The 17963-nt window shown below is 73.7% G+C and carries 16 protein-coding genes; 6 read left to right on the top strand and 10 right to left on the bottom strand.

Translation table 11 applies throughout. The annotated features are described in order from the left end of the window. Positions 1–26: 26 nt before the first annotated feature. The 3 genes from ACIGXE_RS06130 to ACIGXE_RS06120 all read left to right on the top strand — a co-directional run bounded on the left by ACIGXE_RS06130 (position 27) and on the right by ACIGXE_RS06120 (position 2534). Positions 27–1307, top strand: coding sequence for a diacylglycerol/lipid kinase family protein (locus ACIGXE_RS06130; protein WP_399745134.1), 1281 nt, complete (start codon positions 27–29; stop codon positions 1305–1307). A gap of 10 nt (positions 1308–1317) precedes the next feature. After that, the gene (locus ACIGXE_RS06125; protein WP_399743926.1) at positions 1318–1986 is read left to right on the top strand and encodes a phosphatase PAP2 family protein; all 669 of its coding nucleotides are present in this window, start codon (positions 1318–1320) and stop codon (positions 1984–1986) included. 116 nt (positions 1987–2102) lie between these two features. After that, positions 2103–2534 carry a PPOX class F420-dependent oxidoreductase gene (locus ACIGXE_RS06120; protein ID WP_399743923.1) on the top strand — a complete coding sequence of 144 codons (432 nt, stop codon included), beginning with the start codon at positions 2103–2105 and terminating at the stop codon, positions 2532–2534. 207 nt (positions 2535–2741) lie between these two features. On the opposite strand, the gene ACIGXE_RS06115 is transcribed toward ACIGXE_RS06120, so the two are convergent. The 9 genes from ACIGXE_RS06115 to ACIGXE_RS06075 all read right to left on the bottom strand — a co-directional run bounded on the left by ACIGXE_RS06115 (position 2742) and on the right by ACIGXE_RS06075 (position 12943). Then, complete coding sequence (locus ACIGXE_RS06115) at positions 2742–3467, bottom strand: GntR family transcriptional regulator (RefSeq protein WP_399743920.1); 726 nt, start codon at positions 3465–3467, stop codon at positions 2742–2744. A gap of 40 nt (positions 3468–3507) precedes the next feature. Continuing rightward, positions 3508–4494 carry an ornithine cyclodeaminase family protein gene (locus ACIGXE_RS06110; protein ID WP_399743917.1) on the bottom strand — a complete coding sequence of 329 codons (987 nt, stop codon included), beginning with the start codon at positions 4492–4494 and terminating at the stop codon, positions 3508–3510. Further along, positions 4491–5546: a proline racemase family protein gene (locus tag ACIGXE_RS06105; RefSeq protein ID WP_399745132.1), complete on the bottom strand. Its 1056-nt coding sequence runs from the start codon at positions 5544–5546 to the stop codon at positions 4491–4493. Before ACIGXE_RS06105 ends, ACIGXE_RS06110 begins: the two co-directional genes overlap by 4 nt. A 26-nt stretch (positions 5547–5572) precedes the next feature. Then, on the bottom strand, positions 5573–6577 hold the full coding sequence (locus ACIGXE_RS06100; protein ID WP_399743914.1) for a proline racemase family protein: 1005 nt from the start codon (positions 6575–6577) through the stop codon (positions 5573–5575). Between the two features lie 15 nt (positions 6578–6592). Next, positions 6593–7501: a dihydrodipicolinate synthase family protein gene (locus ACIGXE_RS06095; RefSeq protein ID WP_399743911.1), complete on the bottom strand. Its 909-nt coding sequence runs from the start codon at positions 7499–7501 to the stop codon at positions 6593–6595. A 74-nt stretch (positions 7502–7575) separates the two neighbouring features. Beyond that, entirely contained in the window at positions 7576–9045 is a 1470-nt protein-coding gene (locus tag ACIGXE_RS06090; protein ID WP_399743908.1) for an FAD-dependent oxidoreductase, read from the bottom strand. Further along, positions 9026–9295, bottom strand: coding sequence for a (2Fe-2S)-binding protein (locus ACIGXE_RS06085; protein ID WP_399743904.1), 270 nt, complete (start codon positions 9293–9295; stop codon positions 9026–9028). Before ACIGXE_RS06085 ends, ACIGXE_RS06090 begins: the two co-directional genes overlap by 20 nt. Before the next feature lie 62 nt (positions 9296–9357). Beyond that, positions 9358–10524 carry an NAD(P)/FAD-dependent oxidoreductase gene (locus ACIGXE_RS06080; protein WP_399743901.1) on the bottom strand — a complete coding sequence of 389 codons (1167 nt, stop codon included), beginning with the start codon at positions 10522–10524 and terminating at the stop codon, positions 9358–9360. A gap of 82 nt (positions 10525–10606) precedes the next feature. Further along, positions 10607–12943, bottom strand: coding sequence for a collagenase (locus ACIGXE_RS06075; RefSeq protein WP_399743898.1), 2337 nt, complete (start codon positions 12941–12943; stop codon positions 10607–10609). A gap of 470 nt (positions 12944–13413) precedes the next feature. On the opposite strand from ACIGXE_RS06075, the gene ACIGXE_RS06070 reads away from it, so the two are divergent. From ACIGXE_RS06070 to ACIGXE_RS06060, 3 genes are all read left to right on the top strand, one after another. Then, positions 13414–13554 (top strand): hypothetical protein, encoded by a 141-nt coding sequence (locus ACIGXE_RS06070; protein WP_399743895.1) that lies wholly within the window; start codon positions 13414–13416, stop codon positions 13552–13554. Between the two features lie 83 nt (positions 13555–13637). Continuing rightward, positions 13638–14231, top strand: coding sequence for a TetR/AcrR family transcriptional regulator (locus tag ACIGXE_RS06065; RefSeq protein WP_399743892.1), 594 nt, complete (start codon positions 13638–13640; stop codon positions 14229–14231). A gap of 143 nt (positions 14232–14374) precedes the next feature. Next, on the top strand, positions 14375–16444 hold the full coding sequence (locus tag ACIGXE_RS06060) for a discoidin domain-containing protein (RefSeq protein WP_399743889.1): 2070 nt from the start codon (positions 14375–14377) through the stop codon (positions 16442–16444). 118 nt (positions 16445–16562) lie between these two features. Here the strand turns inward: ACIGXE_RS06060 and ACIGXE_RS06055 are convergent, their stop codons facing one another. Next, complete coding sequence (locus tag ACIGXE_RS06055; protein WP_399743886.1) at positions 16563–17861, bottom strand: YncE family protein; 1299 nt, start codon at positions 17859–17861, stop codon at positions 16563–16565. Positions 17862–17963: the final 102 nt, after the last annotated feature.

The following is a 17963-nucleotide window of genomic DNA, read 5'->3' as shown; positions in this document are numbered from 1 at the left end:
GGATCCGGGCCCGCACGGGGGCGCGGATGCTCGCGCGATGCGCTCTGCTGTGTGCCGTGGCAGCCGTCGTCGCCCTGTTCGTGCCCTTCGGCGGGGGCGGTGTCCTCGTCCTCGTGGTCGGTCTCGCGGGCCTGGCTTTGTGCGCGGTCGGCGTGTGGTGGTTCCTCGCTCACCGCGGTCCGGTCCGGTTGCTGGGCGCGCTGCTCGGGATCGGCGCGCCCGTGGGCGTGCTGCTGCTCTACCTGGGCAACGGCCTGTGGCGGACCGCGCTCAGCTCGCTCGCGCTCTGGTCGGTGGCCCTGCTCTGCGCCCGCACGGCGATGCGCCGTCCCGACCACCGGATCCGGACGAGACCCGCGGCGCGCCCGCGGCGGCCCGTCCTCCTGATGAACCCGAAGTCGGGCGGCGGCAAGGTCGGCCGGTTCGGGCTCGTCGAGAAGGCGGAGAGCCTCGGCGCGCGGGTGATCGTCCTCGACCCGGACGGGCCCGACGGTGAGATGCGGGACGTGACCGAACTGGCCCGCTCCGCCGTCGCGGAGGGCGCCGACCTGCTGGGCGTGGCGGGCGGCGACGGCACCCAGGCACTGGTGGCCGCGGTGGCCGCCGAGCACGATCTGCCGTTCCTGGTGATCAGCGCGGGCACCCGCAACCACTTCGCCCTGGACCTCGGTCTCGACCGCTCCGACCCGTCGAGCTGCCTGGGCGCCCTGACGGACGGTGAGGAGCTTCGCGTCGACCTGGGCGACGTCTCCGGCCGTCCCTTCGTCAACACCGTCTCCTTCGGCGTGTACGCGGATGTCGTGCAGCGCCCCGAGTACCGCGACGCCAAGGCGGAGACGGCCCTGAACGTGATGCCCGACCTGCTGACGGGCGGCGGCCGGCGCTTCGACGCCCTGGCCGGCTCCACCCAGCTGCTCTCCCAGCAGGCCCTGCTGGTCAGCAACAACCCGTACACCACGCCGGATCCGCTTGGTGGCGGTCACCGGGCCCGCCTGGACGGCGGGGAACTGGGCGTGATCGCCGTCCGCGTGGAGGGCGCGGCGCAGGCCGCCGAGCTCGCGGTCCGCGGTGCCTCGTCCACCGGTCTGAACGTGTTGACCGCCCAGCGGGTCGAGGTCACCTCCGAGGCCGACTCGCTGCCGGTGGCCGTCGACGGCGAGGCCCTCATGCTGCCGACCCCGGTCACCTGCACACTGCGGCCGCGGGCGCTGCGCGTCGTCGTCCCCCGTGACCGCCCCGGTACGGCGCCCCCCGCCCATCCCCTGTCCTGGCGGCGGATCGTCGTCCTCGCCTTCAGCCACAGCTGAGGAGAATCCCATGGCCGAACCTCCCCTGAACGACACCACACCGGCTCCGGAGAACGGGTCCCCGTTCTCGGACCCGGCCGGGCGCCCGCGGCGGCGCGATCCCCGGGCGACGGTCCGCGCGATGCTCTCCGACATGAGAGCCGTGGACGGCGCCCTGTACGCGGCGGTCGCCGCGACGCCGACGCCGACCCTCGACCGGGGCTTCCGCCGGCTCTCCCACACCGCCGACCACTCCAAGATCTCGTTCGGTGTCGCCGCGGCCCTCGCCCTGGTGCCCGGGCGCCCCCGGATGGCCGCGGTGGTCGGTGTCGGCGCGATCGCGGTGGCCTCGGCCTCGGCCAACCTGCTCGGCAAGCGCCTGGTGCGCCGGCGGCGCCCGGACCGGGAGGCGGCCCGGGTGACGGTGGACCGCCATGTGCGGATGCCGACTTCGGCGTCCTTCCCGTCCGGGCACACGGCGTCGGCGGTCGCCTTCGCCACGGCGGTGGGAGTGGTGTTCCCGCCCGCCGCGGTCCCGCTCGGCGTCCTCGCGAGCGCCGTGGGCTACTCCCGGGTCCACACCGGCGTCCACTATCCCGGCGACGTCGCCGCCGGCGCGGTGCTCGGCCTGGCCAGCGCGGTCACGGCGCTGACCGTGGCGAGCGCGGGCCCGCAGTGGCGGCGGTTCCCCAGGAGGTGACCCCGCCCCGGGCACGGCGCGGGGCTCGTGCCCTGCCCCGGCCGGGGTGGCCTGATCCGGACGTCCGCGGCGGGCGGCGGGAACAAGGCGGCGGTGTTCGGCACTTGACGAGAGACATGACCACCACACGGTTCGACGCCCGCGCCCTTCTCGCCAGAAGCCGGCTCGGTGTCCTCGCCACCATCAAGGCCGACGGGCGCCCCCAGCTCTCCCCCGTGATGCCCTGTTACGACCCCGGGACCGACACCGTCTACGTGTCGATGACCGAGGGCCGCGCCAAGACGGCGAACCTGCGGCGCGATCCACGGGCCGCGCTGGAGGTCACCTCCGAGGACGGCCGGTCGTGGGCGACCGCCGAGGGCACGGTGACCCTGACCGGGCCGGGGAGCGACCCCTACGGGCCCGAGGTGGAGGCGCTGGTGGAGTACTACCGGCTGGCCGCCGGGGAGCACCCGGACTGGGAGGAGTACCGGTCGGTGATGGTGGCCGACCGGCGGGTCCTGATGAAGATGCCCGTCGACCACCTGTACGGACAGTCGATGGGCTGACCGACGGGCAGCCTCCCGGCGGGCCGGCCCGGTGGCCCGGTCGGGCCGGGTGGCCCGGGTGGCCCATGTGGCCCGGGTCGCCCCGGTGGCCCCGGTGGCCCGGTCAGCCCGAATTCGCCGGGGTCGGCTTGGGTCTCGCCGGGCGGCCCGGTCAGCCCGGGTCTCGCCGTCGGTCTGGCCGGCCCGGGACGGCCGGGGGGGCGCCCGTCAGCTCTTGCGGGCCTTGCCGACCGGGCCGAGGCGGCCGGCCGGGCGCTCGACCGGCTCGTCGCGGGCCTCGGCCCACAGCGAGCGCACATGGCCGAGGTGGCGGTGCATGCAGGCCTCGGCGCCCTTCACGTCGCCGGCGATCATCAGGTCGAGCAGCTCCACGTGCTCCTCGGCGGACGAGACCAGCTTGCCGGCCTCGTCCAGGCCCGTGAGGCCGTAGAGCCGGGACCGCTTGCGCAGGTCGCCGACGGTCTCGACGAGCCGGTCGTTTCCGGCCAGGCCGAGGAGCGTGAGGTGGAAGCGGCGGTCGGCCTCGAGATAGCCGATGAGGTTGTGCTCACGCGCGTTGGTCACGATCTCCTCGGCGAGCGGGCGGAGCTCCTCCAGCTGTTCCCGGGTGGCGAGTTCGGTGACCCGGCCGACGGTGGGGACCTCGATCAGCATCCGCAGCTCGGTGCACTGGTCGAGCTCCCGCTCGCTGACCTCGGTGATCCGGAAGCCCTTGTTGCGGACCGGCTCGACGAGGCCCTCGCGGGCGAGGTCGAGCATCGCCTCACGCACCGGGGTGGCCGACACGCCCAGCTCGGCGGCCAGGCCGGGCGCCGAATAGACGCTGCCCGGCCGGAGTTCGCCCGCTATCAGGGCGGCTCGGAGCGCGTGACCGACCTGGTCGCGGAGCCGCTCCTGGGCCTTGATGAGACTGTGCTGCTTCAGGTCACCCACGCTGATCCTCCGAGAACTCGCAGGGGGACAGCGTACAATGTCACGTTTCGCCGCCGCCCTCGCCGGTCGCGTCCGCGGCCCTCCTCGCCGCGCGGTACACGGCGACCGCCACCGCGAGATCCTCCCAGGCCATGCCGACGCTCTTGAAGAGGCGGGGCGCCGCCGGGTCCGCCGGGCCCGGGCCCTCGGACCCGCCGGCCAGGTCGGCCAGCGTGCCGGCGATGTGGTCCGGGCCGATCGCGCCCTCGGCCAGCGGGATCAGCAGGTCCCCCGCCTCGCGCAGGGCCGCCGCCCGCGCCTCGACGTACACCGCGGCCCGCCGGACCAGTGCCGTGTCGGTCTCCCGGGCGTCCGGCTCGTGCGAGCCGACCGCGACGACCATGGCGCCGGGCGCGACGAGCCGGCCGTCGAAGAGCGGGGTGCGCGCGGTCGTGCAGCACAGGACCAGGTCCGCGCCCGCCACGTCCTCGGGCGTTCCGGTCCGGGCCTCCGGCACACCGAGGTCCCGCGCGTGGGCGACGAGCCGCCGCGCACGCTCCTGGTTGCGGGCGACGACCGCCACCGCGGCCACCTTCCGTACCGCGAGCACCGCCGCGAGGTGTCCGTACGCCTGGGGGCCGGCGCCGAAGAGCACGACCCGCGACGCACCTGCGGACGAGGTGAGGTGACGGATCGCCAGGGCCGAGACCGCCGGGGTACGGAGGGTGGTGAGCGCGGCGCCGTCGAGGAGTGCCACGGGGCGGAGGGTCGGGCCGTCGAGGAGCAGATAGCCGCCGGTGATGCGGGGCAGGCCGCGGGCTGGGTTGCCGGGGGCGACCCCGGCGATCTTCACGCCCGCCCAGGAGCCGGTGGCGGCCGGCATGAGCAGCAGCTCGCCGGCCGGTACCGGGAGCGCGGTCCGCGGCGGGCCGGCCTCCGGGTCGAGTCCGGCGCGGAGCCCGTCGGCGAGCGCGTCGACCGCCTCGGCGGGCGTGAGCAGCCGTCCGACGGCCGTGGCATCGAGCTGGAGGAGGCGGTCGGCGTTCACAGCAGGAACCCGGTGCCGAGGGTGTCGTCCGGGTCGAGGGCGAAGAGGTGCTCGCCGGTGCGGTGGGCGGCGCCCGTCACCTCGGTGACGAGCCCCTCCCCGGCCGCCCGGGACCGGTCCCCCGCGCGCTCGGCCACGGCGCGGCCCGTGAAGAAGGTGCCGGTGATCGACTCGTGGGTCAGTTCCCGGTCGCCCGTGAGGCGGCCCTCGGCGGCGAGGAGGGCCAGTCGCGCCGAGGTGCCGGAGCCGCAGGGCGAGCGGTCGATCTGGCCGTCCGCGAAGACCGTGACGTTCCGCTGGTGCGGGCCCTTCGGGCCGTCCGCGAGCTCGTCGTACAGGATCACCCCGTACACCCCGGACAGCAGGGGCCCGTCGGGGTGCCGCGTGGCCGGGTGGCCGGCGAGCGCCGCCCGGATCTCCCGTCCGGCGCGGACGAGTTCCGGCAGGTGCCTCCGGTCGACGGCCAGGCCGAGGTCGCGGGCGGCGACGGAGGCGTAGCAGGCTCCGGCGTACGCGAGGTCGGCCGTGACGGTGCCGAAGCTCGTGTCGACCGGCACCTCGCGCCCGGTGACCCGGGCCGGGACGTTGCGGAAGGTGACGCCGGTGGTGCGCCCGCCTTCGCGGTGCACGGTCGCGGTGACCCGCCCGGAGGGCACGTCGACGCGGACCTGGACGTCCCGGTCGGCGGGGGCGGTGACCAGTCCGGAGTCGACCGCCCAGGCGCCGAGCGCCATGGTGCCGTGACCGCAGGCGGTCGAGTAGCCGTCCTTGTGCCAGAAAAGGACGCCGAGATGGGCGCCGTCGTCGTCCGGGGGCACGACGAAACCGCCGTACATGCCCGCGTGACCGCGCGGTTCCTGGACGAGGAGGCGACGCAGGGTGTCGTGCGGGGTCGGGCGCGGGGCCGTGCCGTCGCCTCCGGGGGCGAGGAGGGCGGCACGGCGTTCGGCGACGGTGTCACCGGGCAGCGGGGGCAGGCCGGCGGCGACCGGGTCGACGATCCTGAACGGCTCGCCCGCGGTGTGGTAGTCGGTGGTGCGGATCCCGGTCATGCGGGTCGTGCGCTCCTCGGTCGGGCTCACAGGAGGAATCCCGCGGGGAAGGGGTCGGTGGGGTCGAGGAAGTACTGGGCCGTGCCGGTGATCCAGGCCCGGCCGGTGACGGTGGGGACGACGGCGGGCCGTCCGGCGACCGTCGTCTCGGCGACCAGGCGCCCGGTGAACTCGGTGCCGATGAAGGACTCGTTGACGAAGTCCGTGTCCAGCGGCAGCAGTCCGCGCGCGTGCAGCTGGGCCATCCGCGCGCTGGTGCCCGTACCGCACGGGGAGCGGTCGAACCAGCCGGGGTGGATGGCCATCGCGTGCCGGGAGCGGCGGGCGTCGGAGCCGGGGGCGGCGAGGTAGACGTGCTTCACGCCGCCCTGGGCCGGGTCCTCGGGGTGGACCGGCCGGTCGGGGCCGTTGTTGACGACGTCCATGAGGGCGAGGCCCGCGGCGAGCAGGTCCTCCTTGCGGGCCCGGTCGAAGGGCAGCCCGAGGGAGTCGAGCTCCACGAAGGCGTAGAAGTTGCCGCCGTACGCGAGGTCGTAGGTGACCGTGCCGTGGCCGGGCACCTCGGCCTTGAGGTCGAGGCCGACGGAGAAGGCGGGGACGTTGGTGAGGGTGACGGCGGTGGCGGCGCCGTCCTCGACGCGGACGTCCACGCTGACGAGGCCGGCCGGGGTGTCGAGCCGGACGGTGGTGACGGGCTCGGCGACCGGGACCATGCCGGTCTCGACGAGGACGGTCGCCACGCCGATGGTGCCGTGGCCGCACATCGGGAGCAGGCCGGAGACCTCGATGAACAGCACGCCGTAGTCCGCGTCGGGGCGGGTCGGCGGCTGGAGGATCGCGCCGCTCATGGCGGCGTGGCCGCGCGGCTCGTACATGAGGAGGGTGCGGAGGTGGTCGAGGTGCTCCAGGAAGTGGAGCCGCTTCTCGGCCATGGTGGCGCCGGGGATCACCCCGACGCCGCCGGTGATCACCCGGGTGGGCATGCCCTCGGTGTGCGAGTCCACCGCGTGGTAGATGTGACGGGTGCGCATGGTTCTCCCCGGGGGTCAGTGGTGGCCGTCGGCCAGGGCCTTCTCGGTGGCGGAGCGTACGGCGGTCTCGACGGCGCCGGTGAGCGGGAGGCGCGGCGGGCGGGTGGCGCCGCCGGGGCGTCCCGCGAGGTCCATGGAGAGCTTGATGGCCTGGACGAACTCGGTCTTGGAGTCCCAGCGGAGCAGCGCGTGCAGGGACTTGTAGAGCGGCAGGGCGGTGGCCAGGTCGCCGGCGACGGCGGCGTGGTAGAGCTCGGCGCAGGACGCGGGGAGGGCGTTGGGGTAACCGGCGATCCAGCCGACGGCCCCGGCCAGGGCGAGTTCGAGGAGGACGTCGTCGGCACCGATCAACAGGTCGAGCTCCGGAGCGAGTTCGGCGATCTCGTAGGCCCGGCGCACATCGCCGCTGAACTCCTTGACCGCGACGATGTCGCCCGCGGCGTGGAGGCGGGCGAGCAGGGCGGGCGTCAGGTCGACCTTGGTGTCGATCGGGTTGTTGTACGCGACGATCGGGAGTCCGGCCCGCGCGACCTCCGCGTAGTGGGCGAGGACGGCGGCCTCGTCGGCGCGGTAGGCGTTCGGCGGGAGGAGGAGCACGGAGCCCGCGCCCGCCTCGGCGGCCTGCTCGGCCCATCGCCGGGACTCGGCGCTGCCGTAGGCGGCGACACCGGGCATGACCCTGGCTCCGTCGCCGGCCGCCTCGACCGCCGTGCGGACGACGCGGGCGCGCTCCTCGGCGGTGAGGGTCTGGTACTCCCCCAGCGAGCCGTTGGGGACGACGCCGTCGCAGCCGTTGTCGAGCAGCCAGCGCACGTGCTCGGCGTAGGCGTCGTGGTCGACGGTGAGGTCCTCGCGGAGGGGGAGGGTGGTGGCGACCATGATGCCGCGCCAGGGGCGGTCGGGGGTCCAGGTGGGGACGCTCATCAGCAACTCCTTTGTAGTGTGTGACATTTTACTGAATCCCGGACTACGGCCACAAGGGTGCGGCGCGCAATCCGTCAGCCGTTCTGCCGAGGGAGCTCGGCCAGGTGGCGTAGCGGGACCGGGCAGGCGAGCGGCCGGCGGTCGGGCGTCGGGCCCGCACCGCACAGCGCCGCCACGGCGGGGCCGCACATTCGGCCCTGGCACCAGCCCATCCCCGCGCGGGTGAGGAGTTTGACGGTGCGGGGGTCGCGGGCGCCGAGCTCGTCCACGGCTTCCGTGATCCGGGCCGCCGGGACCTCCTCGCAGCGGCAGACGTCGGTCGTCGGCGTCAGCCAGTCCGCCCAGCCCGCGCCCGGGCGATGGGCCGCGGCCATCGCGTCGGCGAAGGCGCGCAGGCGGGTACGGCGACGGCGCAGGCCCGCGACGGCGTCCGCCGAGGTGGGTCGGGGAGCGCCGCTGGAGCGGAGGGTGTCGGCTGCGGGACGGCCCGGCGTCGCCCTGCCCGCGGCGCGGGCGATGTCGTGGGCCGCCAGCTCCCCCTCGACGAGGGCGAGTTGCGCGCCGCCGATGCCGCCGGTCTCGCCGGCCGACCAGACACCCGGCACCGACGTGCGCTGGTCGTCGCTCAGGGCGAGGGCCACCGTGCCGTCGGGGGCCGTCCGGGTCGCGCAGCCGAGGGCCGTCGCCAGGGACAGTTCGGGGACCAGGCCGTGGCCGACGGCCACGGCGTCGCAGGGGACGCGGCGGGCCGTGCCGGCGATCGGGCGCCAGTCCCGGTCGAGCCGGGCGAGGGTGACCGCCTCGACCCGGTCCGTGCCGTGCGCCTCGACCACGGCGTGCCGGGTGAGCAGCCTGATGTGACGGCGGGCCAGCGCGGTGCCGTAGCGGGCGCCCTCGACGAGCTTCCCCGGGTTGCGCAGGAGGGTCGCCGCGTGACGGGCGTAGCCGCCGTACGCCGAGGCCTCCACCACGGCGGGCACCCGCGCTCCGGCGCCCGCGAGCGAGGCCGCGACGGCCAGCAGCAGGGGGCCGCTGCCGGCGACGACGATCCGTCGGCCGGGCAGGACCAGCCCGCCCTTCAGCATGGCCTGCGCTCCCCCGGCGCCGACGACTCCCGGCAGGGTCCAGCCCGGGAAGGGGAGGTGGCGCTCGTAGGCGCCCGTCGCGAGGAGGACCGCGCCGGCCGTGACCGTGACGGCGGTGTCGTCCGAGGTGCGGGCACGGAGGGTCCGCACCGGCCCGGCGGACTCGATCGTCCACACGTGGTGGTCCGGCAGGTAGCCGACGCGGCCCGCCTTCTCGTGCGCGCGCAGGCGGCGTTCACGGGCGGCGAAGGCCTGCCAGTCGTGGTGGAGCGCCCGCGCGCCGGTCGGGTCCAGTTCGGGCGCGGGGTGCCGGTAGTACTGGCCGCCCGGGCGCGCTCCGGCGTCGAGCAGGACCACGGACAGGCCGAGGTCGGCGGCGGTGACGGCGGCGGCGAGGCCGGCCGGACCCGCTCCGACGATCGCGAGATCAGCAGCCCGATCAGCAGCCGAGTGCGGCACGGCCGGTTCCCTCCTGGGTGGTCACGGTGTCGCCCGGACGGGCCGGCACGACGCAGGCGCGCTGGTTGGGCCGGCCGTTGACGGTGACCAGGCAGTCGTAGCACTGCCCGATCCCGCAGAACACGCCGCGGGGCGCGCCCGTCTCGCGGGTGGTGCGCCAGGCGAGGATGCCCGCCGACCAGAGGACGGCCGCGAGGGACTGGCCCTCCCGGAGCGGAAGTTCGCGTCCGTCGAAGGTGACGGTGGGCATCGGGGGCTCCTTCGGGGGTGCGTGGCGCCTGGCGGAGGGTCCGGGTCCCCACGTCTCCGCGTTCACTCCGCACCCTCCGCGTCCGCCCGGCCGAAGTCGCGGGCCGGGTCGAACGGGCCCGGGTCCAGGGGCGCTTCGGTGCCCCGCAGGCCGGCCGCGACGAGGACGCCCGTCGCCGGCGCCAGACCGATGCCCGCTCCCTCGTGGCCGCAGGCGTGGTGAAGTCCGGGGACCCGGGGGTCGGGGCCGATGGCCGGGAGGTGGTCCGGGAGGTACGGGCGGAAGCCGTGGTAGGCACGGAGGACGTCGACGTCCGCCAGGACCGGGAAGAGCGCCGCCGCCTGCGAGGCGAGGCGGCGCAGGGCTTCGAGGGACAGCGACCGGTCGAAGCCCACCCGTTCACGGGTCGCGCCGATGAGGACCGGCCCCGCGGGGGTGCCCTCGACGACCGCCGACGACTGGAGCGCCGCGGAACCGCTGGCCACGTCGGCGATGTAGTCGGCGGCGTAGACCTTGTGGCGGACCACGCGGGGCAGCGGTTCGGTGACGAGGACGAAGCCGCGGCGGGGCAGGACCGGGAGGTCGGTGCCGGCGAGCCGGGCCACGTCGCCGCCCCAGGTGCCGGCGGCGTTGACCACGGCGGGGGCGAGGAGTTCGCGCTTCGGGGTGCGGACGCCGCGGATCGCCCCGTCGGGGCCGCGGAGGATGTCCGTGACCTCTTCGCCGAGGTAGGTCTCGGCCTCGGCGGCGGCGAGTAGGCGGGCGGCCGCCTTCGCGGGCTGTACCTGGGCGTCCTGCGGGTAGTGGAAGCCGCCGGCGTGGCCGGGGGCCAGATGGGGCTCGAGGTCGTTCAGGGCGTCGCCGGGAATCTCGGTGGCCGTCACGCCGGCGGCCCGCTGGCCCTCCGCGAAGGCGCGGAGGGCCTTGAGGGTGGTCTCGTCGGGCGCCACGACGAGACCGCCCTTGGGCTCGTACTCCGTGTCCGGCGGGAGTGCGTCGGACAGTTCGCGCCAGAGTCTCGTGGACAGCAGCGCGAGGTCGAGCTCGGGGCCCGCCTCCTTGTCGGAGACGAGCAGGTTTCCTTCCCCGGCACCCGTGGTGCCGCCCGCGACGGGACCGCGGTCGACGACGGCGACGGAGAGGCCGGAGCGGGCCGCGTAGTAGGCGCAGGCGGCTCCGACGACGCCGGCACCGATGATCACGGCGTCCAGGGAGTGTCTCTTGGGCACGGCAGTAATATGTCACATTCTTCAGTGCGTGCCCAGGCCCTTCCGGACCCGGGCACGCGTCAACTGAGCCTGGCCTGACGGATCAGCTGCGGAGCGGGCCCTCGCAGCGGTAGCTGGACGTGCCGGCGGTGCGGGTGGACCAGATCTCCACCGGGCCGAAGGAGCAGTTCATGTCGGCGAGGTTGTTGGTGGCCGCGCCCGCCCGGTCGAGGATGAAGTAGTCGACGGTCTCGGACATGTCCTTGAAGACCCGGTCCGCGCTGGAGGCGTCGGACAGGTTCGCGGTGATGCGGCCGGTGCAGACGAAGCGCTTCTTGCCGGGGTCGCCGTTCTCCACGCAGTCGGGGTTGCTGTAGGTCGCCGCGGAGAAGGCGGAGCGGACCTGGGCGGCCGTGGTGTCGCGGAGCTGCTCGTTGGGCGTGAAGCTCGTGTTCGGCACGTAGAGGCGGTCCACCTGCGCGATCTGGGTGTCCAGGAAGCGGTCGTAGGCGGCCTGGAGGCCGGGGTCGGCGCTGAGGCGCTCGCGCCAGGCGTCGTAACCGGCCACGTCGTCGGCGCGCAGCCGCCCGTACATCTCGCGGAGCAGGCTCGGGCGCTCGGTCCAGAGGAACTCGAAGAAGGTGCCCGCGTAGTTGTAGAAGCGGAAGCCGTCGCCGTCGTAGGTGGCGTGCAGGAGCTGGCGCACGCTCATGCGCGGGCCGCCGTTGGCGGTGTCGTTGATGACGCCGCGGACCAGCGACTTGCGGACGGCGATGCCGTTGTCGCGGGTGGCTCCGTCGAAGAACTCGGCGGTGCCCTCGTCCATGGCGGTGGTGCGGTCGCCCTGGTACCAGGGGCCCTCGCCGAAGAAGCCGGGGACGGCGAAGCGCCCGTTGAGGTAGTGGGTGTACTCGTGCCGGAAGAGCTCTTCCAGGGTGAGGCTGGAGTCCTGGGGGACGCGCCGCTGGTACGTGTAGAAGGTGGCGCCGTTCTCGATGTAGATGCCGCCGTTGTTGGTCGAGTAGCCGGTGAGCAGCGGGTGGTAGTTCTCGTAGTCGGCGCGGGAGGCGTAGAGGACGATGTTGAGGGTGGTGTTGGGGTCGCCCGCCAGCGGCTGGTCGGTGCCGAGCACGCGGTGGTACTGGGACTTGACCTGCTTGCTCGCGTAGTAGAGCTGGTCGACGGTGGCCCGGTCGAGGGCGGTGCGGACCTTGATGCCGCCGTTGTCGTAGGTGTACGTGAAGGGGAAGAGCCGCTTCTCGATGTCCGCCTTGCACACGTTGTACGGCGCGCAGGCGTCGTAGGTGTTGAGCCAGGTGACGAGCTTGGCCCACGGCTCGCTGCCGTAGCCGAAGCCGGACTCGACCTGGCCGAGCAGCACGCCGAGGTCGGCGACGACGCCGTCCTGGAGGCCGGCTATCTGCCCGAAGCGGCCGTACTCGGAGAGGGCGTCACGGACCACCCAGGCGTTGGCCGTGCCCTTGAGGTGGGTGTGGCCGGCGAACGCCTTGAAGGCGGCGCGGTAGGCCGGGGCGGCCTTGACCGCCGCGTGGAAGGCGGTGTCCTGGTTGCCGGGATACACGCCCAGGTAGTTGACGGACAGGGCGGCGAGCGCGGCGCCGGCCCAGGTGGGGTCCTGGTTGGTGGCGGTGTGCTGCGCGTCCATGGTGGCGAGCACCTTGACGATCAGTCCGAGCTGGTGCTGGCGGAGGCCGGGGGCGCTGCCGATGTAGAGGGCCTCGCGCAGCGTGCGGGCGTTGGAGGCGGTGACGTCGAAGGTGCGGGCGGCGCCGCCGAAGTCGGCGATGGCCTGGCGTATCACGTCGACGGTGGCGGCGTCCGTGATGTCGATCTCGGGGCGCGAGAAGTCGTGGTACGCGACCGCGTGGAGGTAGGTGAACATCTCCTCCAGGTGCGAGGAGTCACGGCCGTCGTGGGCGGCCGCCAGGGTGGATATGCGGCGGGCGACGGCCTGGACGTGCGCGTCGGACATGACCGGGGCGAGCCGGGCGTCCCAGGTCCAGATCAGGCTGCGCAGACAGCCGTCGGAGGTGACCGCGGGGTCGGCGAGGAAGTCGGCGAACCGGTCGGGCGAGAGCCCGGTGATGCCGTCGAGCGTGCAGGGCACGCCGGCCGCGAGGGCGGGCGCGGCGTCGGCCTTGGCCTTCCTGGGCGCCGCCTTGGCCGGTCCGGGAACGCGGGGCCGGGTGACGCCGCCGGGGGCGGGGGCCGGACTCGCCTTGCCCGTACGGGCGTCGGCGACGTGCTCGACCTCGTCGAAGGGGTTCGCGGCGGGGCCGGGGGCCGCGAACGCGGCCGGCACCGCCGGCTTCGCCACGGGCTCGGCCGCCTGGGTCACGGCCTGCCCGGCGGAGGCGACGAGGGTCACCGCGACGGCGGTGGCGAGGAGGGAGGTACGCACGATTCTGCGCTGGGACACCTGGGCTCCTGGTCGGGAGTAGTGGGGGATGCGCGGCGAACTCCCGTGGCTCACGCGGGAGTTGACGGTCATGGTGCACCGCCGCGTGAGCAGTAAAATAGTAATGTGAAATTGCACTGACAAGGCCTGTGCACCCCTCAGTTCACGGCGGGGCAACCCCGAGCACCGGCCGACCGGCTCGAGGAACGATGTCCGGCGCTGCCGTTCGACCGCGACGCGGCGCTCTTCGGGGCCGCGACCCACGACATCGGCAGGACGCCGCATCCGGCGGAGCCGTCCGCCCCTGGCCCGCGGCACGAACCGGCCGGACGGGAACTCCTCCTCGCCCACGGGGTGGACGCGGCGCGCGCCCGCTTCGCCGCCAGCCACGCCTCGTGGGACACGCCGGGCGTGGAGCTGGAGGACCTGCTCGTCGGCCTCGCCGACAAGGTCTGGAAGACAAGCGGGCGCCCGCCCTGGAGGACCTGGTCGTGGCCCGGCTCGCCACCGCCTGCGGCCGGGAACGGCGGGAGGTCTTCCTGGAGCTCGACGACCTCCTCGCCGGCATCGGCGCGGGCGCCGGCGCGCGGCCGGCGTTCCAGGCGGCGCACTCGCCGCACGGGAAGGAGTGACCTTTCGGGGTGGGGGCGGGAGCGGTGCTGGTCGGCCGCCCCGGTGGGGCGGTTACCCTGTGGCCCCGACGCGAGGAGGAAGCATGGCGCGGATGCCGTCGGCCGAACGACGCCGGCAGCTGGTGGACGCGGCGGTCCGGGTCATGGCCAGGGACGGGGTGGCGCGGACCACGACCCGCGCGATCTGCGCCGAGGCCGGGGTGTCGCTGAGCGTCTTCCACTACTGCTTCGACTCCAAGCAGGCCCTCCTGGAAGCCGCGATCGGCTCGATCACCGGCAACTACGTGGCCCGGGTGATGTCCGGGGTGGAGCCGAGGGCCACGCTGCGCGAGACCGTCCGCGGCGCGCTCGGCACGTACTGGGACCATGTGAAGGCCCACCCGGCCGAACACATGCTGACCTACGAGCTCACCCAGTACGCGCTCCGGGAGGAGGGCTTCGAGCATCTCGCCCGGGCCCAGTACGAACAGTACGTGGCGTCGGCGTCGATCCTGATCGAGCAGGTGTGCGCGCTCCGCGAGGTGACGCCCCGGGTGCCGGTGGAGCTGCTCGCGCGGGTGCTCGCGGCGACGATCGACGGGCTCACCCTGCAGTACCTGGTGCTGGGCGACGAGCGGGCCGCGGCGGCCCTGCTCGACACCACCGCCGACCACCTCGTGGCGCTCATCGAGGGCTGAGATCCTTCAACAGGTCATTTGACCCGGACTCTTGACTCACTGGTAGTTCCTCGCGATCCTCTGGCCGAGCCCACTGTTACCGCAAGAAACACCCAGGACGGCTCGCAGCCCGGTATCCCCCATGACCGAAGGCATCGCTGACCATGACTCGACCGACAACACGCGGGGCGGGCGGCCGGTTCGCCGTCGTCTCCCTGTTCATCGCCCTGGCCACCGTCGTCTTCGGCGCGGGCCCGGTCCCCGCCGCGGACGCCGGCTCCTGGTGGGAGCCGACCGCCCGGCCGGCACCCGACTCGCAGATCAACGTGACCGGCGCCCCCTTCAAGGGGACGACCGCCGACGGCAAGGTGCGCGGCTTCGTCGACGCGCACAACCACCTCATGTCCAACGAGGGGTTCGGCGGCCGCATGATCTGCGGCCAGACCTTCTCCGAGGGCGGCGCCCCCGAGGCGCTCAAGGACTGTCCGGAGCACTACCCGGACGGCTCGGGCGCCCTCTTCGAGCACCTCACGGGCGGTGACAACGGCAAGCACGACCCGGTGGGCTGGCCCACCTTCAAGGACTGGCCGGCCCACAACTCCCTGAGCCACCAGCAGAACTACTACGCGTGGGTCGAGCGGGCCTGGCGCGGCGGGCAGCGGGTGCTCGTCAACGACCTGGTCACCAACGGCCTGATCTGCTCGCTGCTGCCGCGCGACCGCGGCTGCGACGAGATGGACGCCATCCGCCTGGAGGCCCGCAAGTCCTACGAGCTGCAGGACTACGTGGACCGCATGTACGGCGGCCCCGGCAAGGGCTGGTTCCGCATCGTCACCGACTCCGCGCAGGCCCGTTCGGTGATCGAGCAGGGCAAGCTCGCGGTGGTGCTCGGCGTGGAGACCTCGGAGCCGTTCGGCTGCAAGATGATCCTCGACATCGCCCAGTGCAGCCAGGCGGACATCGACAAGGGCCTCGACGAGCTGCACTCGCTCGGCGTGCGCAGCATGTTCCTCTGCCACAAGTTCGACAACGCGCTGTGCGGCGTCCGCTTCGACAGCGGCACCACCGGCGTCGCGGTGAACGTCGGCCAGTTCCTCTCCACGGGCACCTTCTGGGCCACGGAGAGGTGCGCCGGCCCCCAGCACGACAACCCGATCGGCCTCGCCACGGTGCTGCCCGCGCTGGCGGAGAAGCTGCCGGCCGGCGTGAGCGTGCCCTCGTACGCCTCGGACGCCCGCTGCAACACGCGCGGCCTCACCCGGCTCGGCGAGTACGCCCTGAAGGGCATGATGCAGCGCGGCATGATGCTGGAGCTCGACCACATGAGCGTCAAGGCGGCCGGCCGCGCCCTGGACATCCTGGAGGCCGAGGAGTACCCCGGCGTCATCTCCAGCCACAGCTGGATGGACCTGGACTGGACGGAGCGGGTCTACCGGCTCGGCGGCTTCGTCGCCGAGTACATGCACAACGCGCAGGGCTTCATCGGCGAGGCCGGGCAGAAGGCCGAGCTGCGCAAGAAGTACGGCGTCGGCCTCGGCTACGGCACCGACATGAACGGCGTCGGCGGCTGGCCCGGCCCGGTCGGCGCGGACGCCCCGAACGCCGTGAAGTACCCGTTCAAGAGCTTCGACGGCGGCTCGGTGCTCGACCGGCAGGTCACGGGTCAGCGCACCTGGGACCTCAACACGGACGGCGCCGCGCACAACGGTCTCGTCCCGGACTGGATCGAGCAGATCCGGCTCACTCCCGGCGGTCCGGGCGTCGTCGGCGAGCTGGCGAACGGCGCGGAGTCGTACCTGACGACCTGGAAGTCCACCGAGAAGCACGAGATGGGCGTCAACATCGCCGCGGGCCAGCCGACGTCGGCGAGCACCTCGGAGTGGTGGAACCCGTTCGTGAACTACTCCCCCGGCCGCGCCCTCGACGGCGACACCGGCACCCGCTGGGCCAGCGAGTGGTCGGACGACCAGTGGTGGCAGGTCGACCTGGGCTCGGTGCGCCGGGTGGGCCGGGTGACCCTCGACTGGGAGCGGGCCTATGCGCGCGCGTACCGGATCGAGCTCTCGGACGACGGCAGCACCTGGCGGACCGCCTGGTCCACCGACTCCGGGGACGGCGGCTACGACACGGCGGAGTTCCCGTCGCAGTCGGCCCGCTATCTGCGGGTGCACGGCGCGGGCCGGGCGACCGGCTGGGGCTATTCGCTCTACGAGGTGAAGGTCACCCGGTCGTGAGTCACGACCGGGGCGTCCTGAACGCCTGATCGTCCGCACCGCACCGCATGACGAAGGGGCCTGCCGGATCGGATCCGGCAGGCCCCTTCGTCGCGGTCGCGGGCGCGGGCGCGGGCGGTCAGCCCGCGGTCGGGCCCGTCCAGTCGGCGGGCACGTGGGCGAGGCGGACGCGCTGCGGGTGGTCGCCGACGTCGACCGTGGCGATCCGCTGCCCGGTGGCGAAGTCGATCGCGGTGACCCGGTCGGCGCCGCTCTCGGAGACGACGCAGGACTGCCCGTCACCGCTGACGGTCGCCCAGTAGGGCTTGTTGGCCTCGACCAGCGGGCCCTGCTGGAGGGTGGCGCGGTCGACGACGGTCGCGTAGTCGTCCATGGTGCCGGCGACGCACAGCTTGGTGCCGTCGGGGCTCATGGAGAGACCGTGGTGGCGCGAGTCGTTGACCCAGGTGGTGCGGTCGGGGTTCGTCGCCGCGTTGCCGGGCAGGGCCTTCAGGCGGGTGATGCGGTCGGTGGCGACGTCGTACTCCAGGAAGCCGTTGAAGAAGGAGACCTGGAAGTAGAGCTTCTTCTCGTCGGGGGTGAAGACGAGGGGCCGGACGGCGTCGGAGAGGTCACCGCGCCCGAAGGCGTCGAGGCGCTCGCGCATGTCGATGACGCGAACGGTCCTGAAGGTGTTCGCGTCGACGACGGTGATCTTCCGGTCGCCCTTGGTCCAGTCGAGCCAGGGCGCGTCGAGGGCGGTGGTGACCTCGCCGATGGACATGTTCCAGAGCAGGCCGTCGGAGGTGAAGACGTTCTCGTGCGGTTTGTCGCCGGTCTTGAAGGAGCCGAGCTGGCGGCCGGTGACGATGTCGAGGACGTGGACGGTGTCGGCCGTGGAGGCGGAGACGGCGACGCGGGTGCCGTCGGGCGAGACCGCCATGTGGTCGGAGCGGTAACCGGCCACCGCGAAACGCCAGTTGATCCGTCCGGTGCGCAGGTCGACGGAGACGACGTCGGCGAAGCTGGGCCGGGAGACGACCATGGCGGAGCCGTCCGGGGTGGCGTACATGTCGTCGACGAACTGGTCGTGCCCCTCACCAGGACCGCTGCGCACCCCGAGGAAGAAGGCCAGCTTGATCGGGTCGAGGGAGATCTCCCGCATCCGCTCCTCGCGGTCGGGGATCACGTTCACCCGCCCGACCCGACGGAAGTCGCCGCGGGACTGGATGACGTCGGCGGTGCCGTCCCAGTTGTTCCCCACGAACATGACCTCGCGCAGGCCGCCGGAGTCGGCCGCGGCCGGGGTGGCGGTGGCCCCTCCGCCGCCCACGGCGGCGAGGACGGCGAGGGCGGCGGCGAGGGTGCCGCCGAGGCGCCGGCGGACGCGGCCGGGGCGGGGGCGGGGATGCGGGCGGGACGTTCGGGGAGAGGGCATGGGGGTTCCTTCTTCCGGCTCCGGACGAGGACTTACCCGAGGTAACCACGGACTTGCCACACCCAACAAGCCTTCGGAAGCACCCTGTTACCCTTCGGTACG

This window comes from Streptomyces sp. NPDC053431, from assembly GCF_044544925.1.
Lineage (GTDB): Bacteria > Actinomycetota > Actinomycetes > Streptomycetales > Streptomycetaceae > Streptomyces.
Note: the sequence above shows the minus strand (reverse complement) of the source record. Positions and strands in the feature narration are given on the sequence as shown.

Coding starts and splice junctions, on each gene's coding strand:
- ACIGXE_RS06130 (WP_399745134.1), top strand. CDS start 27: ATGCTCGCGCGATGCGCTCTGCTGTGTGCCGTGGCAGCCGTCGTCGCC.
- ACIGXE_RS06125 (WP_399743926.1), top strand. CDS start 1,318: ATGGCCGAACCTCCCCTGAACGACACCACACCGGCTCCGGAGAACGGG.
- ACIGXE_RS06120 (WP_399743923.1), top strand. CDS start 2,103: ATGACCACCACACGGTTCGACGCCCGCGCCCTTCTCGCCAGAAGCCGG.
- ACIGXE_RS06105 (WP_399745132.1), bottom strand. CDS start 5,546: ATGACCGGGATCCGCACCACCGACTACCACACCGCGGGCGAGCCGTTC.
- ACIGXE_RS06100 (WP_399743914.1), bottom strand. CDS start 6,577: ATGCGCACCCGTCACATCTACCACGCGGTGGACTCGCACACCGAGGGC.
- ACIGXE_RS06095 (WP_399743911.1), bottom strand. CDS start 7,501: ATGAGCGTCCCCACCTGGACCCCCGACCGCCCCTGGCGCGGCATCATG.
- ACIGXE_RS06085 (WP_399743904.1), bottom strand. CDS start 9,295: ATGCCCACCGTCACCTTCGACGGACGCGAACTTCCGCTCCGGGAGGGC.
- ACIGXE_RS06065 (WP_399743892.1), top strand. CDS start 13,638: ATGGCGCGGATGCCGTCGGCCGAACGACGCCGGCAGCTGGTGGACGCG.
- ACIGXE_RS06060 (WP_399743889.1), top strand. CDS start 14,375: ATGACTCGACCGACAACACGCGGGGCGGGCGGCCGGTTCGCCGTCGTC.
- ACIGXE_RS06055 (WP_399743886.1), bottom strand. CDS start 17,861: ATGCCCTCTCCCCGAACGTCCCGCCCGCATCCCCGCCCCCGCCCCGGC.